Here is a 15,718-nt window from a genome sequence, read left to right on the forward strand (position 1 = left end):
GTTTGGAAACCAAGTCCGTCAGCTCCGGTAGTCGCCATTGATGGCGACGTATTCCTTGGTGAGGTCGCAGGTCCACACCGTCGCCTTGCCGCGGCCGATGCCGATATCGGCGCGGATGCGGATGTCGTCGCGCTTCATATACGCCGAGGTCGCTTCCTCCGAATAGGCCGGATCGCGCTCGCCCTCATGCGCCAGCCTGTTGTCGCCGAACCAGATCGACAGGCGGTCGCGGTCAGCCGGCTCGCCGGCCTTGCCGACGGCCATGACGACGCGGCCCCAATTGGCGTCCTCGCCGGCGACCGCGGTCTTGACCAGCGGCGAATTGGCGATCGAGAGTGCGATGCGCTTGGCCGAACGCGCCGATTTCGCGCCGGTAACGGTGACTTCGACCTGCTTGCGGGCGCCCTCACCGTCGCGCACCACTTGCAGCGCCAGCGACTTCAGCACTTTGCCGAGCGCACGGCGGAACGCCCCCAGACGGGCATCCTTGGGATCGGTTATCTCCGGCGCGCCGCGTTTGGCGGCCTTTCCGGTGGCGAAGAGCAGCAGCGTGTCGCTGGTCGAGGTGTCGCTGTCGACGGTCACCGCGTTGAAGGTCTTGGCCGTGCCGCGCGACAGCAGATCCTGCAGCACGGGGGCGGCGATCGGCGCATCGGTGGCGACGAAGGACAGCATCGTGGCCATGTCGGGTGCGATCATGCCGGCGCCCTTGGAAATACCGTTGATGGTGACATCGGTCTCGCCGAGCTTGACGGTCTGCGTCGCCACCTTCGGATAAGTGTCCGTGGTCATGATGGCCTTGGCCGCCTCGGTCCACAGGTCGGGCTTGCCGTTGCTGACCAGACCAGCCAGCAGGTGGCTGAACTTGGTTGTGTCAAGCGGCTCGCCGATGACGCCGGTCGAGGCCAGGAACACCTCGCCTGGCGTGCAGCCGGCAGCCTTGGCTGCCGCTTCGCCCGTCAGCGCGGTGGAGTCCCGGCCCTTCTTGCCGGTGAAGGCATTGGCGTTGCCGGAATTGACGACGAGCACCCGGGCCTTGCCCGCGGCAAGGTTCTGCCGGCAGAAATCGACTGGCGCCGAGGGGCATTTCGACTTTGTGAACACGCCGGCGACCGCCGTGCCGGGCTCGAAGACCATGGCCAGGAGATCGGTGCGGTTCTTGTATTTTATCCCCGCTTCGGCGGTGGCGATGCGCACCCCCTCGATCTCAGGCATCTTGGGGTATTTCTTCGGCGCGAGCGGCGAAATCGTCGTGGACATGGAACCTCGGACGGGAAAAATCGGCGGAGAAACGCCGGTTTGCCCGATACGGCGCGCCCGCGCAAGGCGTTTTGGTGGCGGCGTGAGAACCGGAATTGGCCTTGACCGGTTCGCAGCCGGCTCCGTTGCAGTTCGCTGGCACCGCCCTGCCCAGGTTGCGATCTCTCCCGAGGGCAGCTTCTGACCCTGGCCCTGGTATTTCTGGGAGCCGTTGCGACTCGGCGCGGGAGCGCGGGCAGAGTTGGTCAGCACCGATGGCGGCCTGCGCATCGTGCGGGGGGACATGGCAGGCAAAATGTCTCCTGCCTCAGCCGCCAAGAACGGGCCGTTTCGTTTCATCGCCGGATCACTTATATTGCCGGCCTAAACCGACGGCGAGGGCGACAGGATGGCCGAAGAGGCGGATACGGCGCGTAAATCCATCGGTGCGCGGCGCAATCCCGACAGCGCGGAAGCCATTCTCGATGCCGCCGAGGCGGTGTTGGTCGAGGCCGGCTATGCCGGCTTCTCGATCGAGGCCGTGGCGCGGCGGGCGCGTGCCGGAAAGCCGACCATCTATCGCTGGTGGCCGAGCAAGGCCTCGCTGCTGCTGGAGGTCTACCAGCGCCAGAAACGCGTCGATGTTCCCGATACGGGAAGACTGGAAGAGGATCTCGTCGGCTTCCTCAAGAACCTGTTCGCGCACTGGCGCGAGACGTCGTCGGGCAGCGTGTTCAGGTCGCTGATCGCCGAGGCGCAGTCGGACGAAACGGCGGCCGCGGCCCTTGCCGGCTATACAGGCGGGCGCCGGGCCCACACCGGCCAGATCATCGAGCGCGCCAAGGCAAGGGGCGAGGTCGCGGCCGATGTCGATCCGGCTGTGGCGGCTGACTTGGTGGCTTCCTATGCGTGGCGGCAGCTCCTGACCAACCGGCTCGACGAAGACGAGGCGACGATACGCAAGGTGGTCCGCTACCTCCTGCGAGGCATAGAAGGGCCCGACGGCTGAACTGACGCAAAAAGGGCGCGGCGCCCTTTGGCCGCCGCGCCCCTTTTTCGAAACCGTTCTGGTTTACTTGGCGCTTTCCAGCGTATCGACGGCCTTCTTCAAATTGGCGTCGGGAATTTCGACCTTGGCATCGGCGCGCAGCGACTTGACCAGCGCGAAATACTTGTCGCGGATGACCGCCTGCTTGGCCTGGTCCTTGACGTCGTCGAAGGCCGGCGGCTGCTTGGTGCGCTTGTCCTCGAGCTTGATCACATGCCAGCCGAACTGCGACTGCACCGGCTGCTCGGTGTATTTTCCGACCTCGAGCGCGAAAGCGGCCTTGTCGAATTCCGGCACCATCTGGCCAGGTCCGAACCAGCCGAGATCGCCGCCACTGGTCTTGCCGCTCGGATCCGAGGTGTGCTCGTTGGCGAGCTTCTGGAAATCGGCGCCGCCGTCGAGTTGCTTGATGATCGCTTCGGCCTCTTCCTTCGTCTTCACGAGGATGTGACGGGCATGCACCTCATTGACCGGCGGCGTGTTGGCGATCTCCTGGTCGTAGCGGGCGCGGATCTCGGCGTCGGTGACCTTGTCGACGACGCCTTTCTCGACCATCTCGCCATGCAGCGCGCGCTGCTGCAGGAAGGCCATGCGGCGCTGGAAATCGGGATCCTTGTCGAGACCGGTCGAGACGGCCTGGGCGGCCATGACGCGGATCTCGATTGCGGCCGAAAGCGCCGCGGCGCGGCGTTGCTCGGCCGGGAGTTGCGCGAACTGCTGCGACAGCTCGCCTTCGGCAAGCACGAGATCTGCTTCGGTGAGGGGTTGGCCGTTGACGGTGGCAACCACTGTATTCGGATCGACCGGTGCGGCCGGTGCCGCTGGTGGTGCCGGCTGGGCTGGTGCGGTTTCCTGCGCCATCAGCGGCGACAGGCAAAGAGCCGACAGGCCGACGGCCAGGCCGAGGCTGGCGAGCGACGCACGGCGGAACAACAAGGACATTAAGATGACTCCGATGAGGATGTGAAGGACGGGAGGCTTCCAGATCAGCCAGATTGTGGCCGAATTTGGCGCGACCGGCAGGGCCAGCGCGGCGTTGACATCAGTTGAGCCCCCTCTTATCTGTCCAACGACTTTGCGTCCAGAACCGTTTTCCGGGCGCTTTTTGCGTTGCCCGTATACAGGCGGCGCATTCACGTGGATTTGATGGGGCCGGCCGGCGCTCGTCTCAGTTTGAGAATTCTATCGAAAGGACCATTGGATGGTCAGTCTCGGCGGTCTCGCCCGTAAGGTTTTCGGCTCCTCCAACGACCGCAGGGTCAAGTCGACCCGGCCCCGTGTCGAGGCGATCAACGCCATGGAAAACGAGATGCGGGCGCTCTCCGATGCAGAGCTCGCCGGCCGCACGGAAAAGTTCCGCCAAGACATCGCCAACGGCGCCAGCCTCGAGGACCTGCTGATCCCGGCCTTCGCCACCGCCCGCGAGGCGGCGCGCCGCGTGCTCGGCATGCGCCCCTTCGACGTCCAGCTGATCGGCGGCATGGTGCTGCACAATGGCGGCATCGCCGAGATGCGCACCGGTGAGGGCAAGACGCTGGTCGCGACCTTGCCCGTTTATCTCAATGCACTGGCCGGCAATGGCGTCCACGTCGTCACCGTCAACGACTATCTCGCCACCCGCGACTCCGAATGGATGGGCCGCGTCTATAAGTTCCTCGGCCTCTCGGTCGGCGTCATCGTCCATGGCCTGTCCGACGAGGAGCGCCGCGTCGCCTACGCCGCCGACGTCACCTATGCCACCAACAACGAACTCGGCTTCGACTATCTGCGCGACAACATGAAGTACGAGCGCGCCCAGATGGTACAGCGTGGTCACAACTACGCGATCGTCGACGAAGTCGATTCCATCCTGGTCGATGAAGCGCGCACGCCGCTGATCATTTCCGGTCCCCTCGAGGACCGTTCGGAAATGTACAACACCATCGACACTTTCATCATCCAGCTGCAGCCGCAGGATTATGAGATCGACGAGAAGCAGAAGACCTCCATCTTCACCGAGGAAGGCACCGAGAAGCTCGAGAACCTGCTGCGCGACGCCGGCCTGCTCAAGGGCGAGTCGCTTTATGACGTCGAGAACGTCGCCATCGTCCATCACGTCAACAATGCGCTGAAGGCGCACCGCCTGTTCCAGCGCGACAAGGACTATATCGTGCGCAACGGCGAGATCGTCATCATCGACGAGTTCACCGGCCGCATGATGCCCGGCCGCCGCTACTCGGAAGGCCTGCACCAGGCGCTTGAAGCCAAGGAGCATGTGGCAATCCAGCCGGAGAACCAGACGCTCGCCTCCGTTACCTTCCAGAACTATTTCCGCCTCTACAAGAAGCTTTCCGGCATGACCGGCACCGCGCTGACCGAGGCCGAGGAATTCGGCAACATCTACGGCCTCGAAGTCACCGAGATCCCGACCAACCTGCCGGTCATCCGCAAGGATGAGGACGACGAGGTCTACCGGACGGTCGAGGAGAAATACAAGGCGATCGTCAAGGAGATCCGCGAAGCCAGCGCCAAGGGCCAGCCGACGCTGGTCGGCACCACCTCGATCGAGAAGTCCGAGCAACTGGCCGAGCGGCTGCGCAAGGAAGGTTTTAAGGATTTCGAGGTGCTGAACGCCCGCCATCACGAGCGCGAGGCGGCGATCGTCGCCCAGGCGGGCAAGCCCGGCGCCATCACCATCGCCACCAACATGGCCGGCCGCGGCACCGACATCAAACTCGGCGGCAATGCCGAGATGCGCATCGCCGAGGAACTGGGCGACATGCCCGAAGGGCCCGAGCGCGAGGCGCGGGAAAAGGAAATCTATGCCGACGTCGAGCGCCTGAAGGAAAAGGCGCTGGCTGCCGGCGGCCTCTACGTGCTCGCCACCGAACGCCACGAGTCACGCCGCATCGACAACCAGCTTCGTGGCCGCTCCGGCCGCCAGGGCGACCCCGGCCGCTCGAAATTCTTCCTGTCGCTGCAGGACGATCTGATGCGCATCTTCGGCTCCGAGCGCATGGACGGCATGTTGCAGAAGCTCGGCCTCAAGGAAGACGAGGCCATCATCCATCCCTGGATCAACAAGGCGCTGGAAAAGGCGCAGAAGAAGGTCGAGGCGCGCAACTTCGACATCCGCAAGAATCTTCTGAAATATGACGACGTTTCCAACGACCAGCGCAAGGTCGTGTTCGAACAGCGCATCGAGCTGATGGACGGCGAAGGCCTGTCGGAGACCATTGCCGAGATGCGCGAAGGCGTTATCGACGAGATCGTCGCCAAGGCCATTCCCGAGAACGCCTATGCCGAGCAGTGGGATGTCGCCGGGTTGAAGGCCGAGGTCGCCGAGTTCCTCAATCTCGACCTGCCGATTGAGGAATGGGTCAAGGAAGAAGGCATCGCCGAGGACGACATTCGCGAGCGCATCACGCAAGCCGCCGACGCCGCCGCCAAGGAGCGCGCCGAGCGCTTCGGGCCCGAGGTGATGACCTATGTCGAGCGCTCCGTGGTGCTGCAGACGCTCGACCATCTGTGGCGCGAGCACATCGTTAATCTCGACCATCTGCGTTCGGTTGTCGGCTTCCGCGGCTACGCCCAGCGCGATCCTTTGCAGGAATACAAGAGCGAGGCGTTCGAGCTGTTCCAGGCGATGCTGGGCAATCTGCGCCAGGCCGTCACCGCGCAGCTGATGCGCGTCGAACTGGTCCGCCAGGCTGCCGAGGCCCCGCCGCCGGAAGCCCCCGACATGTTCGGCACGCATATTGACGGTACCACCGGCGAGAACGATTTCGAAGGCGGCGAAACCGCCCTTCTGGTGCGCCAGGAAAGCAACGCCATCGTCGCCCCCGAAGACCGCGACCCCAACAACCCCGCCACCTGGGGCAAGGTCGGCCGCAACGAAGCGTGCCCCTGCGGCTCCGGCAAGAAATACAAGCACTGCCACGGCGCTTTCGCGTAAGGAAAACCTGCAGGGCTCACATTCCCGGATTTCTGATCCGGGCGAGATTCCTACGTGCTCAGATCAGCCCGGAATCGCGCGCGGCGGCGGTCGCCTCGCCACGCGAAATGGCGTCCAGCTTGCCCAGCACCGCCGAGACATGATGATCGACGGTCTTCGGTGAGATGGTCAGGTGCTCGGCTATTCTCTTGTTGGAAAAACCGCGTTCGATCAGTTGCAGGACCTGCATCTGGCGCAGCGTCAGGCCAGCTTGATTGGCGCGCGTGCTCTGCCGCGGTCCCCTTGCAATGTTATTGACGCCATTCTGCCGCATGACGGCGCGGACGTGCTGGGCGACCGGCCGGGCACCGAGCCCCTCGAATATATCCAGGGCCAGGCGCAGGGCCGGCTCGTCGCCGCGCAGCAGGGCGAGCGCCTGCTCGAACGGAGCACCCAGCCGGGCCCACAGCGTCGCGGCACCGTGCCAATCGCCGGCGAGCAGCAGGCGATAGGGCTCCGCCATGCCGGTCGTATCGCCAGGGTCGCTTTCAGGCGACAAGAGCAGCCGCCAGACGGCCAGTTCGGCGAACATCGCCCTCGTCGGCGACAGGCTTTCTGCCAGCTCGATCAGGCGAAGCGCCTCACTGGCGTCGCCTTGCCCAAGCCATGCCAGTTCGGCCATCGACGCCGTGTAAGGCACCAGCCGCTGCAGCTCCATTCCCCTGTCCAGGAACCGCTTCATTTCCTCCAGCACCGGCCCAGCCGGATCGCCTCGCCTTATGCGCAGTTTCGCCAGCGCGACCAGGGATGGGTAACGCACCAGGGCTGTCGTTGCAGCATCGTCGATGACGTCGAGAGCCATGGCCGCCGCATCGTCCCAAAGGCCGCGTCGCAAAAGCAGCTGCGCCTGCACGCCCCGCATATAGTCGCGCCAGGTCGCGAGGTCGTTCTCAACGCAATAGGCAATGCCGCGGTCGAGAAAGGATTGCGCGCGCACAAGATCGAGCTGGTTCATTTCGGCGCAGGCGCAATTGGTGAAGCCGCGTGCCGCGTGCTCCTGGAAATTCTGCACGAGCGCGATTTCAAGGCTGCGGGCGAGGTGCAGCCGGCCCTTGGCCAGGTCAAGCCACTGCTCGGCCGAGCCAAGATTGTTGAGCGCGTGGCAGATTATCTCCGGCTTGTTCAACCGTTCGGCCAGAGCGACTGCCTTGCCGCCAAGCAGCAGCGTCTCATCGAGCTTCTCGGCCAGCATCGCCAGCTGCGAGAGATTGGAATAGGCCATGGCAAGCTCCGGACTGGCAGGCGCCTGTTCCAGCAGTTCCACTGCCTGGGCCCCGAACAGGTCCGCCTGTTCGCGGTCACCCACCAAATAGGCGAAGCGCGACAGGCATCTGAGGCTGTCGCCCTCCCTGAGCGTGTCGCCCAGCGCCTGCTGTAGCCGGCGCGCTTGGCTCTGCGCCTCGATGGCCGCATCGATGCGGCCGATCAGATGGCATTCAAACGCATATCCTTCGTAAAGCCTCGCCCGGTCGCTCATCGGCAGGCTGTCGGCATGCCGCAAGGCGACCTCGTAGTAGCCGGCGGCATCGCGATGCGCGCCGACGCGGGAAGCCTCGCGCGCTGCGAGCGGGGCAAGCTCGCGCACCGCCTCAAGATTCTGGGCCTCCACCGCATGGTGCACAAGCCTTGCGGTAGTCACCTCGGCGTTTTCCTGCAGTGCGGAAAGCGCGCGTTGGTTGAATTCGCGCCGACGGCTCGAGGTCAGCGCCATCTCGATGGCGCGACGGGCGATCTCGTGCCGGAAGGCGTAGCCATCGCCGAGATCGTCGAGCAAGCCATTCGAGACACATTCCGCCAGCTGGCCGGCGCTGGCGACGCCACAGAGGCCGCGCAGCGCCCAGGCATCGGCGCGGCGTGGAAACACAGACACCGCGTCGAGCATCGAGCGCGCTCCCGGCGACAGGCGCTCGGCACGCGCCAGCACGGCGTCGCGGACGCTGGCCGGCGGGATCATCTCGCTTTCGGCAGCCAGCAATTCGGTGACGAAGAAGGCGTTGCCCGCGGTGGCGCGATAGATTGCGCTGCCGTCGCGGTTGGCTGCTTCGGCAAGCGACAACACCGCCGCCTCGCTGAGCAGTGGCACTTCGATGCGCTGGACGTTGCCGGCTGGAATTTCGCCGAGCACCCGGCGCGCACGCATCTGCCCTTCGCTGCGGTCGGTGCGTGCCGTGAACAGCACCAGCATATGTGTGTTGGTGATGCGCCGGCCCAGGAAACGGACGAAATCCAGGGTCGCGTCGTCGGCCCAGTGCATATCCTCGATGACCAGCAAACCCGGCCGAGACCTCGCCTCGAAAACCTCGAGAGCGTCTGAAAACAGGGGCAGCCGCTGACCTTGGCGGTCGTCGATTGCCCGGGGCAGTGCCCACTGCGCGTCCCGGGCCAGATCATAGAGCGGTCCCAGCGGATCGGGAATCGACAGGTCTTCGCAAGCGCTGCGGAATATGGAAACGTGCTGCCCGGCACGGGTTACGAACGCCTCGACGAGTGCCGTCTTGCCGGCGCCGGCCTCGCCCAGCAATGCCGCCACGCGGCCGCGACCGCGCGCGGCCTCCGCGAGCAGTTCCTCCAACTGATCGAGTTGTGCCTGCCGTTCCAGAAGCATCGTCACTGGCCCATAAGTATCGTCGTCCCTCGACCCTTCTCCAAAATACCCCCGCTTCGGTATCCGCAGTGTGGCTCCCAGACCAAACGTCGAAAACATAGGGAATCGTCCCGCGCAATATGGGGAAAGGCTCCGATGTGCGCTTTCGACGATCGTGATTTTTCTCCAACCGCGCTCATTTCGAGCGTGAATCAGTCACAAAAGGAAGCCACTCCATGCCTCGCTATCTGATCGAACGGACATTCCCCGACGGGCTCAACGTGCCGACGAACGACGTCGGCGCGACGGCGCTCGGCGGCATCATCATGCGCAACGCCGAGAAGGGGGTCACCTGGCTGCACTCCTTCGTGTCGCCCGACAGGAACAAGAGTTTCTGCATCTACGACGCCCCCTCGCCGGAGGCGATCCGCAGCACGGCGCAGAAGAATTCGCTACCGGTGGACAAGATCACGGAGGTGAGGGTCCTGGACCCTTACTTTTATCGCTGACCCTATGGACCAAGGATGGAACAATGAGCGTGAGATCGTCCTGGGCAGCGATGGGTGTCGGCTTTCCGTGCTGTTTCCTCCCGAAACGGCAGCCGCCGTCGTGGCGTTCGACCATGCACCCTCCCGGCGTGGTCTCGCATCGCGGATTGTCTCCGCGCTGCTCGCGCCATTGCGAAGCCGGCGCAGGCGCCTGCCACCGCAAGACGATTATTTAAGGCGGGACGTCGGCCTGCCGGAGCACGAGATGCGGCGGGACTACTGGGAATATTGGTGGTGGCATCAATGAGACCGCCGCCCGGCTAGAGAGGAACGGATCGGACCCGTCCCGCAACTGACGATCCAACGCGCAGGCATGGCAGCAGGGCCTTACAGGCCGGTCCTGCCGCCTGCGCGTCACCAACAACCAATGGAGAATAAAATGAACGTCAATTTCTGGCGCCTTGCCGCGCTGTCCATCATGGCGATCACCGCCACTGCCGCATCTGCGGAGAGTGGCAATCGGCTGGCCGCCGAGGTGCGGGCGGCCAACGGCCGCTTCGTGAATGTCGCGGCGGCCACCGCCGAGGGCTATGCGCCGATTCCCTGCGCCAGCGGCATCACCGGCGGCGCCATGGGCATTCACTACGTCAATGGCGCCTATCTCAAGGACGATGCCGTCGACCTCGCCAAGCCGGAGGCCGTGATGTACGAGCCGATGGCCGATGGCAAGCTGAAGCTGGTGGCCGTCGAATATATCACCGCGAAGGGTCCTGCGTCGCTCGAAGGCCAGCTGTTCAACTTCGACAGCGCTCCCAACCGCTACGGCCTCGGCCCCTTCTACGAACTTCATGTCTGGGCCTGGAAGCAGAACCCGACCGGCGCCTTCGCCGACATGAACCCGAATGTCTCATGCGATGCCATGAAAAAGGCCGACTGACGGCACCGCCTGCCGGAACAGTGCCGGCAGGCCTTTTACGCGTCGCGAGGAGAAACCATGCCCGAGATAGCTATCTTCCTGGCAAGGCTGCGCGCCCCACCATGGCGGCTGATGGCCATCCTCGCTTGGCTGGCGCGCGGACGGCGCCTCCGACATGAGCGGCGTCACCTGGAGGCCATGCCCGATTTCATGCTGAAAGACATCGGCATCAGCCGTTCCGAGATCGACTATGTCGCAACTCACGGCGAAGCGCGCCGCTCTTAGGCTTGGCTGGGAGTTGGAACGACAGAGCGCGTGTCTCCTGCTTGCGGCATGGAACCCACACCGGTCGTCCTCGCTGGCCTCTCTGCCATTGTGTATGCCTCTTCCACCCACCCTTTCTTAAGGTGTCTCCGCTACACCAAAGCCTGAAAAGAAGCGGAAAACGGAGAACAATCGGGGTGCGCTTTTCCGCGGCCACGACAGCCGGGCGGTTCTTGCCGCAGCGTTTGGCGCTGCGCGTGGAGCCGTTGCTTGGCCGCGTCGACGCCGTGCTGTTCACCGCCGACGAGCGCGGCGAGGCCGGCCGCATGTCGGTCATTGCCTTTTGCATCCGCATCGTCAGCGCCGTCATCGCCTTCGTCAGCCAGGTGTTGATGGCACGCTGGATGGGCTCGTTCGAATACGGCATCTTCGTCCTTGTCTGGGTGACCATGGTCATCGTCGGCAATCTCGCCTGCCTCGGCTTCCACACCTCGGTCATCCGCTTCATTCCCGAATACCGCGAGCGCGGCCTCATCGACGAGTTGCGCGGTATCGTCGTGGCCAGCCGCCTGTTCGTCCTGATCGCTTCGACGGTCATCGCCGGGCTCGGCGCGCTCGGCGTGTGGCTCGCTTCGTCATGGACTGAAAACTACTATGTCCTGCCGTTCATCCTCGGCGTCATCTGCCTGCCGATGATAGCGCTGTCGGATCTGCTGCAAGGCCAGGCCAGGGCGAACAGCTGGGCGCTGTTCGCCCTGGCGCCGACCTATCTGATACGGCCCGTGCTGATCCTGCTGTTCATGGCGCTGATGCTTTTCGCCGGCTACGCGCCCGACGCGAAGACCGCGATCTTCGCCTCGATCGCCGCCACTTACGTCACCACGCTCGCCCAGCTTATCGGCGTCACCCGGCGCATGGAAAAGCAGATTCCGGCCGGGCCGATGAAGGTGCATTTCGCACAATGGTTCATTGTCTCGCTGCCGATCTTCCTGGTCGAAAGCTTCTTTTTCCTGCTCACCAATGCCGACGTGCTGATGGTCGGCGCCTATATGGACCCCAACGACGTCGCCGTCTATTTCGCCACGGTCAAGACACTGGCGCTGGTGCATTTCGTCTACTTCGCCGTCAAGGCAGGCGTCGCTCAGCGCTATGCCCAGTTCACCCATGGCGAGCCGGAAAAGCTCGCCGCCTTCGCCCGCGAGACGGTGTCGTGGACCTTCTGGCCATCGCTCGCCATGGCGCTGCTGGTGCTGGCGCTTGGCAAACCGATGCTGATGCTGTTCGGTCCCGAATTCACATCGGGTTATCCGCTTCTGTTCCTGCTCGTCTTCGGCGTCGTGGCGCGCGCCGCCGTGGGCCCGTGCGAAAGCCTGCTCACCATGAGCGGCAACCAGAATGTCTGCGCCGCCGTCTATGCCATGACGCTGGCCTTCAACATTGGCCTGAACGTGGTGCTGATCCCGCTCTTCGGCCTGTGGGGCGCCGCAATGGCCACCGCCTTCGCCATGATCTTCGAGGCCGGCGCGCTGTCCTTCACGGTCTGGCGCAAGCTCGGCATCGTCATGGCGATCTTCGTGCCAGCCAAAGGAGCCGCGTGATGGCCGCCATCCCCTTGCTCGAGGAAACCAGCGGCGGCCCCGCCGGCGCCATGGTGTCCGGCCTTGCCGGACTGGGGCGCGACACCGACCCGGCCCATATCGAGATCCTCGCCAACAACCGGCCCGAGCGGAAACTGGCCATCTATCCGGCGTCGGCCGGGTTCGACCTCGTCGAGGAGCTGGATTATCTGTGCGCCCGCACCATCGAGCCCAACGTCTTCTTCAACCCGCGTTTCCTCGCGCCCGCAATGCCCCGGCTGGAAGACCGCGAGGTGCGTCTGGCCGTCATCCGTGACGGCGATGAATACCGCAACCGGCTACGCCTTCTGGTGCCGTTCTCGGTGGAGCGGCCGGTGGTGCCGCTCGGGGTTCCGGTCATGCGCACATGGTCGAGCCCGTTCGGCCCGCTCGGCACCCCGCTGGTCGACCGCGACGATCCGGTCGGTGTCCTCGAGGATTTCTTCTCCATGCTGTCGCGCCCGCATCTGAAGCTGCCGAAAGTGTTCGTCCTGCCCGACATCAGGCTCGACGGCGCGGTGGCGAGCCTGGTTGCCACTGTGGCCGAAACGCGTGGCCTGATGTTGGTCACCACCGGTCACGCCCAGCGTCCGCTGCTCGAGAGCGAACGCGACGCCGAGGACTATCTGAAGGCTTCGCTGCGCGCGCACCATTATCGCGAGTTCCGCCGCCTCAAGCGGCGGCTGGGTGACCTCGGTAAGCTTGAACATGTCGTGGCGCGCGGCCCCGACGAGATCCGTCACGCCATCGAGAGCTTCCTGACGCTGGAGGCGGCCGGCTGGAAGGGCCGCGAGCGCACGGCCATGGCGATCGACCGCTACCGCGCCGCCTTCGCCCGCGAGGCCGTGCACAGGCTGGCCGAGCAGGACCTGTGCCGCATCCATTCGCTGACGCTCGACGGCCGCACCATTGCGTGCCTGATCGTCTTCGTCGAAGCCGGCGTTGCCTACACCTGGAAGACGGCCTACGACGAAACTCTGGCCGGCTATTCGCCAGGCACGCTGCTGATGATCGAGGTGACCAGGCAGCATCTCGACGACCCCAACATCATGATGACCGATTCCTGTGCCGTGCCCGACCATCCGGTGATGAGCAGGCTGTGGACCGAGCGCAAGCCGATGGGCACGCTGGTGATCGGCCTGACGCCGGACGCCGACCGTCTCGCCCGCCAGGCGGCCTCGCAACTGCATCTCTACCGGGAGACCCGCAACATGGCCCGCCTGCTGCGCAACCGGATGAAGAGCCTGCTCAAGAGACGATAGACGCGCTCGCATCTTCTGGAGCGCGTGGATGCTTGCTTCAAGCCTGAGCATTTGGTTGCTTCATGGGATTAACAGTCACTGTATTGATGGCGTTTATTCGCCAGCGCCTGCTTGAGCAACAGTCACAATCTTTCAACAAAGCGCGACAAAGGTGATACGATTTTGGGTATAATTCAAGTCGCTTGCCGGCGGCGCATCCGTTTTTCTTCAGCACTTTTCCTCGTGGCGGACATCAGAATTAGCTAATTCATTCGAACATATAAAGGACATTCACGGAACTTAAGTGGTAACATAAGACCTTTGGGACCAGACCCTGGGACTTTGGTCCGCCTTCACGAAATCCGGCAGCGAGCATGAGGCTAATCTTCATTGCTCTTCAGGAACTTGAAACGGCCGACCAGATCTAACTTGAGCCACTCGTCCTCATTCTTCCCCGTCGCTTTCGGCGGTGGCGCGCGGATTGCGAGGAACAGGCGCTGAACGCGAGAAATCCACCTGCCGGAACCAGCGGGGGAGCCGCCAATGGGAAAGCTGCCGGCGCCAGAATCCTGGACGCGTAAAAGCCCGCCACGGAGCCCTACGGGGACGGTCTTGGGCGAGCGAGCGCCATGTCGAAAGTGTCCGGCAGGTGAGGATGCGCGCCGGTCCGTCTCACCGAAGCCGTGGTCATCGCGTCGACCGGGAGAATAATCGACATGCGAGCATAGTGGTCCGGCCACAGCGGCTTTCCAAACAGGAAGAACACGATCGCGAGAAAACAAATCAGCAGCAGGACGGCGAAGGTGTTCGCGATGATCTCGCCAAGCTGCATGTCTTTCTCCCCGAAGTCGGACACCCGCCGCTCGCAGCAACGGCGGGCGTCCAGGGACCGTCGATGAAGGGACTTTACTCGACGGCTTCCACGCCAATGAGGAACGGCGGCTTATGTTCAGGGTTTAGGACCAATGCGTCGATGCTTCGGACTTCAGTCCCAATTGCGGGTCCAGGAGAAGGAGACAGTCTGCCTTTCGCACCGGCTAAGCCCTCCACCAAGGTACCTGACAGCCGGGAGCACAGCCCGGCCTGCTCGCCAAGTGCCGAACCTACCGCCAAAAGCAGGCCGGGCTCCTTCTGTCGATAGTCAAGATCGTCGCCCAACGGGGAAAATGACCAGCTACAAGGTGGAGGAAATCCTGGGCGAGAGAATTATCGGCACGCACGAGGTGGCGGCTTCAAGTCCCGCAGGGGCTGCCAGACGGGCAACCGGTCATCCGATGCAACCCCGCATTCCAGGCGCGCTGTTCGTTCGGGTCACCAGAGAGGACGGCACGGTCGCCGAATTCAGCTTCGCGGGATTTCCTTGTTGAACCCGGATGCCGTCGGATAGGACGGCACGAGTGGCGTTTCTTGCGACTATGGCCGGTGTCTACGCCGACCCATTGGCGCGGTTCGGCATTGAAGGAACCCGCTCGCTCTGACCCTTTGTATTCACGTGGATTCCGAAGCTCGTCGATGAAACCGTTTTGACCCGACTTGCACCAGAATTGCGCTAGCGTCCCAGCGGCTGTCTGGATGCCGAAACCAATTCGTCTTCGTCCCTGATCCCGGCCATGTAATTCGCGATTATGCGGGATGAAATCGCTTCGCGTTGCTGGGCCGATCGGGCGTCGAGCTTCAGCCTGTCGAACACGCGGCCAAGCAGGGCCACTTCGGAGGAATCGAAGACGCCAGCCTCCTGAGCTTTCTGACGAATCGGCATGAGTTCCTCCCTTTCAGATAAATAAGCAACAACTGATGCAAGGGGCAATCTCAAGGCCTGATATATCCACACCGAGGAACGGTCAGGCGGCCAACATAGGTCCTGAAGCGTGAAAGCGGCTATCGCATTGGACAGGCCGTCCTGCACCCTGCCGAGCCGCTCCCGGATGTCGCTCTTGCGATATCGGCTTTAAGCGGCGCACGACAAACTCGAGCACCATATCCGCAGTGCCGAAACGCCGATCGGGAAATTAGCGGCAGACGCATCGAAGCGGCGACTGAAATGGTGCCCCTAGCCGGGATCGAACCAGCACTCCTTGCGGAACTCGATTTTGAGTCGAGCGCGTCTACCAATTCCGCCATAGGGGCTCAGGCCGGGCGGCCTGGATGGCGCGGACTATACGGTTGGAGGCCTGTTCGTCAACTGGCCTGTTGCCGATAGCCTGCGGAGCCGCGACCAAACCGCCCCTTTCGGTTTCCTGCGGGCACTGCCATTGTGCGGCGCGGAAAATCTTTCTAGACAGGCGTCGTGTCGAAGCGCCTGGCGTCCGGAAGAAGGAACGCGGCGCGCTTCGGGTCTTGGTTTCACGC

The 15,718-nt window shown here is 63.7% G+C and carries 13 protein-coding genes and 1 tRNA gene; 8 read left to right on the top strand and 6 right to left on the bottom strand.

All coding sequences use genetic code 11. From position 1 onward, the window contains the following. Positions 1 to 18: 18 nt before the first annotated feature. The gene (gene argJ, locus FJ940_RS25135; protein ID WP_140500913.1) at positions 19 to 1,260 is read right to left on the bottom strand and encodes a bifunctional glutamate N-acetyltransferase/amino-acid acetyltransferase ArgJ; all 1,242 of its coding nucleotides are present in this window, start codon (positions 1,258 to 1,260) and stop codon (positions 19 to 21) included. A 388-nt stretch (positions 1,261 to 1,648) separates the two neighbouring features. Here argJ and FJ940_RS25140 point away from each other — a divergent pair, with 388 nt between their 5' ends. Then, positions 1,649 to 2,248 (top strand): TetR/AcrR family transcriptional regulator, encoded by a 600-nt coding sequence (locus tag FJ940_RS25140; RefSeq protein WP_140513847.1) that lies wholly within the window; start codon positions 1,649 to 1,651, stop codon positions 2,246 to 2,248. 63 nt (positions 2,249 to 2,311) lie between these two features. On the opposite strand, the gene FJ940_RS25145 is transcribed toward FJ940_RS25140, so the two are convergent. Next, entirely contained in the window at positions 2,312 to 3,229 is a 918-nt protein-coding gene (locus FJ940_RS25145; RefSeq protein WP_140500911.1) for a peptidylprolyl isomerase, read from the bottom strand. Positions 3,230 to 3,488: 259 nt separating this feature from the next. Here FJ940_RS25145 and secA point away from each other — a divergent pair, with 259 nt between their 5' ends. After that, the gene (gene secA / locus FJ940_RS25150; RefSeq protein WP_140500910.1) at positions 3,489 to 6,221 is read left to right on the top strand and encodes a preprotein translocase subunit SecA; all 2,733 of its coding nucleotides are present in this window, start codon (positions 3,489 to 3,491) and stop codon (positions 6,219 to 6,221) included. 58 nt (positions 6,222 to 6,279) lie between these two features. Here the strand turns inward: secA and FJ940_RS25155 are convergent, their stop codons facing one another. Next, the gene (locus FJ940_RS25155) at positions 6,280 to 8,865 is read right to left on the bottom strand and encodes an AAA family ATPase (RefSeq protein ID WP_140633328.1); all 2,586 of its coding nucleotides are present in this window, start codon (positions 8,863 to 8,865) and stop codon (positions 6,280 to 6,282) included. Between the two features lie 215 nt (positions 8,866 to 9,080). Here FJ940_RS25155 and FJ940_RS25160 point away from each other — a divergent pair, with 215 nt between their 5' ends. From FJ940_RS25160 to FJ940_RS25185, 5 genes are all read left to right on the top strand, one after another. Next, positions 9,081 to 9,353 (top strand): DUF4242 domain-containing protein, encoded by a 273-nt coding sequence (locus FJ940_RS25160; RefSeq protein ID WP_140500909.1) that lies wholly within the window; start codon positions 9,081 to 9,083, stop codon positions 9,351 to 9,353. Positions 9,354 to 9,771: 418 nt separating this feature from the next. Continuing rightward, complete coding sequence (locus tag FJ940_RS25170) at positions 9,772 to 10,269, top strand: hypothetical protein (protein ID WP_140500907.1); 498 nt, start codon at positions 9,772 to 9,774, stop codon at positions 10,267 to 10,269. Between the two features lie 57 nt (positions 10,270 to 10,326). After that, positions 10,327 to 10,533 carry a DUF1127 domain-containing protein gene (locus tag FJ940_RS25175; RefSeq protein ID WP_140525446.1) on the top strand — a complete coding sequence of 69 codons (207 nt, stop codon included), beginning with the start codon at positions 10,327 to 10,329 and terminating at the stop codon, positions 10,531 to 10,533. A 176-nt stretch (positions 10,534 to 10,709) separates the two neighbouring features. Continuing rightward, positions 10,710 to 12,110, top strand: coding sequence for a lipopolysaccharide biosynthesis protein (locus tag FJ940_RS25180; protein WP_140658246.1), 1,401 nt, complete (start codon positions 10,710 to 10,712; stop codon positions 12,108 to 12,110). Beyond that, entirely contained in the window at positions 12,110 to 13,390 is a 1,281-nt protein-coding gene (locus FJ940_RS25185) for a GNAT family N-acetyltransferase (protein ID WP_140525444.1), read from the top strand. The genes FJ940_RS25180 and FJ940_RS25185 overlap by 1 nt, the downstream gene beginning before the upstream one ends. Before the next feature lie 577 nt (positions 13,391 to 13,967). On the opposite strand, the gene FJ940_RS25190 is transcribed toward FJ940_RS25185, so the two are convergent. After that, positions 13,968 to 14,201 carry a polymerase gene (locus tag FJ940_RS25190; RefSeq protein ID WP_140500900.1) on the bottom strand — a complete coding sequence of 78 codons (234 nt, stop codon included), beginning with the start codon at positions 14,199 to 14,201 and terminating at the stop codon, positions 13,968 to 13,970. A gap of 334 nt (positions 14,202 to 14,535) precedes the next feature. Between FJ940_RS25190 and FJ940_RS25195 the strand changes: the two genes are divergently transcribed. After that, on the top strand, positions 14,536 to 14,736 hold the full coding sequence (locus FJ940_RS25195; protein ID WP_140525443.1) for a hypothetical protein: 201 nt from the start codon (positions 14,536 to 14,538) through the stop codon (positions 14,734 to 14,736). Between the two features lie 182 nt (positions 14,737 to 14,918). Here FJ940_RS25195 and FJ940_RS25200 read toward each other — a convergent pair whose 3' ends face one another. Together FJ940_RS25200 and FJ940_RS25205 are read right to left on the bottom strand one after the other, a co-directional pair. Continuing rightward, on the bottom strand, positions 14,919 to 15,128 hold the full coding sequence (locus FJ940_RS25200) for a hypothetical protein (RefSeq protein WP_140500898.1): 210 nt from the start codon (positions 15,126 to 15,128) through the stop codon (positions 14,919 to 14,921). Positions 15,129 to 15,411: 283 nt separating this feature from the next. After that, positions 15,412 to 15,496 (bottom strand) — tRNA-Leu (locus FJ940_RS25205). Between the last annotated feature and the right edge of the window lie 222 nt (positions 15,497 to 15,718).

Origin of the sequence: Mesorhizobium sp. B2-3-7 (genome assembly GCF_006442695.1) — a bacterium.
GTDB lineage: Bacteria > Pseudomonadota > Alphaproteobacteria > Rhizobiales > Rhizobiaceae > Mesorhizobium.

What these genes read in the sequence shown, in the direction of transcription:
- FJ940_RS25170 (WP_140500907.1), top strand. Translation starts at nt 9,772, where the DNA reads ATGAACGTCAATTTCTGGCGCCTTGCCGCGCTGTCCATCATGGCGATC.
- FJ940_RS25190 (WP_140500900.1), bottom strand. Translation starts at nt 14,201, where the DNA reads ATGCAGCTTGGCGAGATCATCGCGAACACCTTCGCCGTCCTGCTGCTG.
- FJ940_RS25185 (WP_140525444.1), top strand. Translation starts at nt 12,110, where the DNA reads ATGGCCGCCATCCCCTTGCTCGAGGAAACCAGCGGCGGCCCCGCCGGC.
- argJ (WP_140500913.1), bottom strand. Translation starts at nt 1,260, where the DNA reads ATGTCCACGACGATTTCGCCGCTCGCGCCGAAGAAATACCCCAAGATG.
- FJ940_RS25195 (WP_140525443.1), top strand. Translation starts at nt 14,536, where the DNA reads ATGACCAGCTACAAGGTGGAGGAAATCCTGGGCGAGAGAATTATCGGC.
- FJ940_RS25160 (WP_140500909.1), top strand. Translation starts at nt 9,081, where the DNA reads ATGCCTCGCTATCTGATCGAACGGACATTCCCCGACGGGCTCAACGTG.
- secA (WP_140500910.1), top strand. Translation starts at nt 3,489, where the DNA reads ATGGTCAGTCTCGGCGGTCTCGCCCGTAAGGTTTTCGGCTCCTCCAAC.
- FJ940_RS25155 (WP_140633328.1), bottom strand. Translation starts at nt 8,865, where the DNA reads ATGCTTCTGGAACGGCAGGCACAACTCGATCAGTTGGAGGAACTGCTC.
- FJ940_RS25145 (WP_140500911.1), bottom strand. Translation starts at nt 3,229, where the DNA reads ATGTCCTTGTTGTTCCGCCGTGCGTCGCTCGCCAGCCTCGGCCTGGCC.
- FJ940_RS25140 (WP_140513847.1), top strand. Translation starts at nt 1,649, where the DNA reads ATGGCCGAAGAGGCGGATACGGCGCGTAAATCCATCGGTGCGCGGCGC.
- FJ940_RS25200 (WP_140500898.1), bottom strand. Translation starts at nt 15,128, where the DNA reads ATGCCGATTCGTCAGAAAGCTCAGGAGGCTGGCGTCTTCGATTCCTCC.
- FJ940_RS25175 (WP_140525446.1), top strand. Translation starts at nt 10,327, where the DNA reads ATGCCCGAGATAGCTATCTTCCTGGCAAGGCTGCGCGCCCCACCATGG.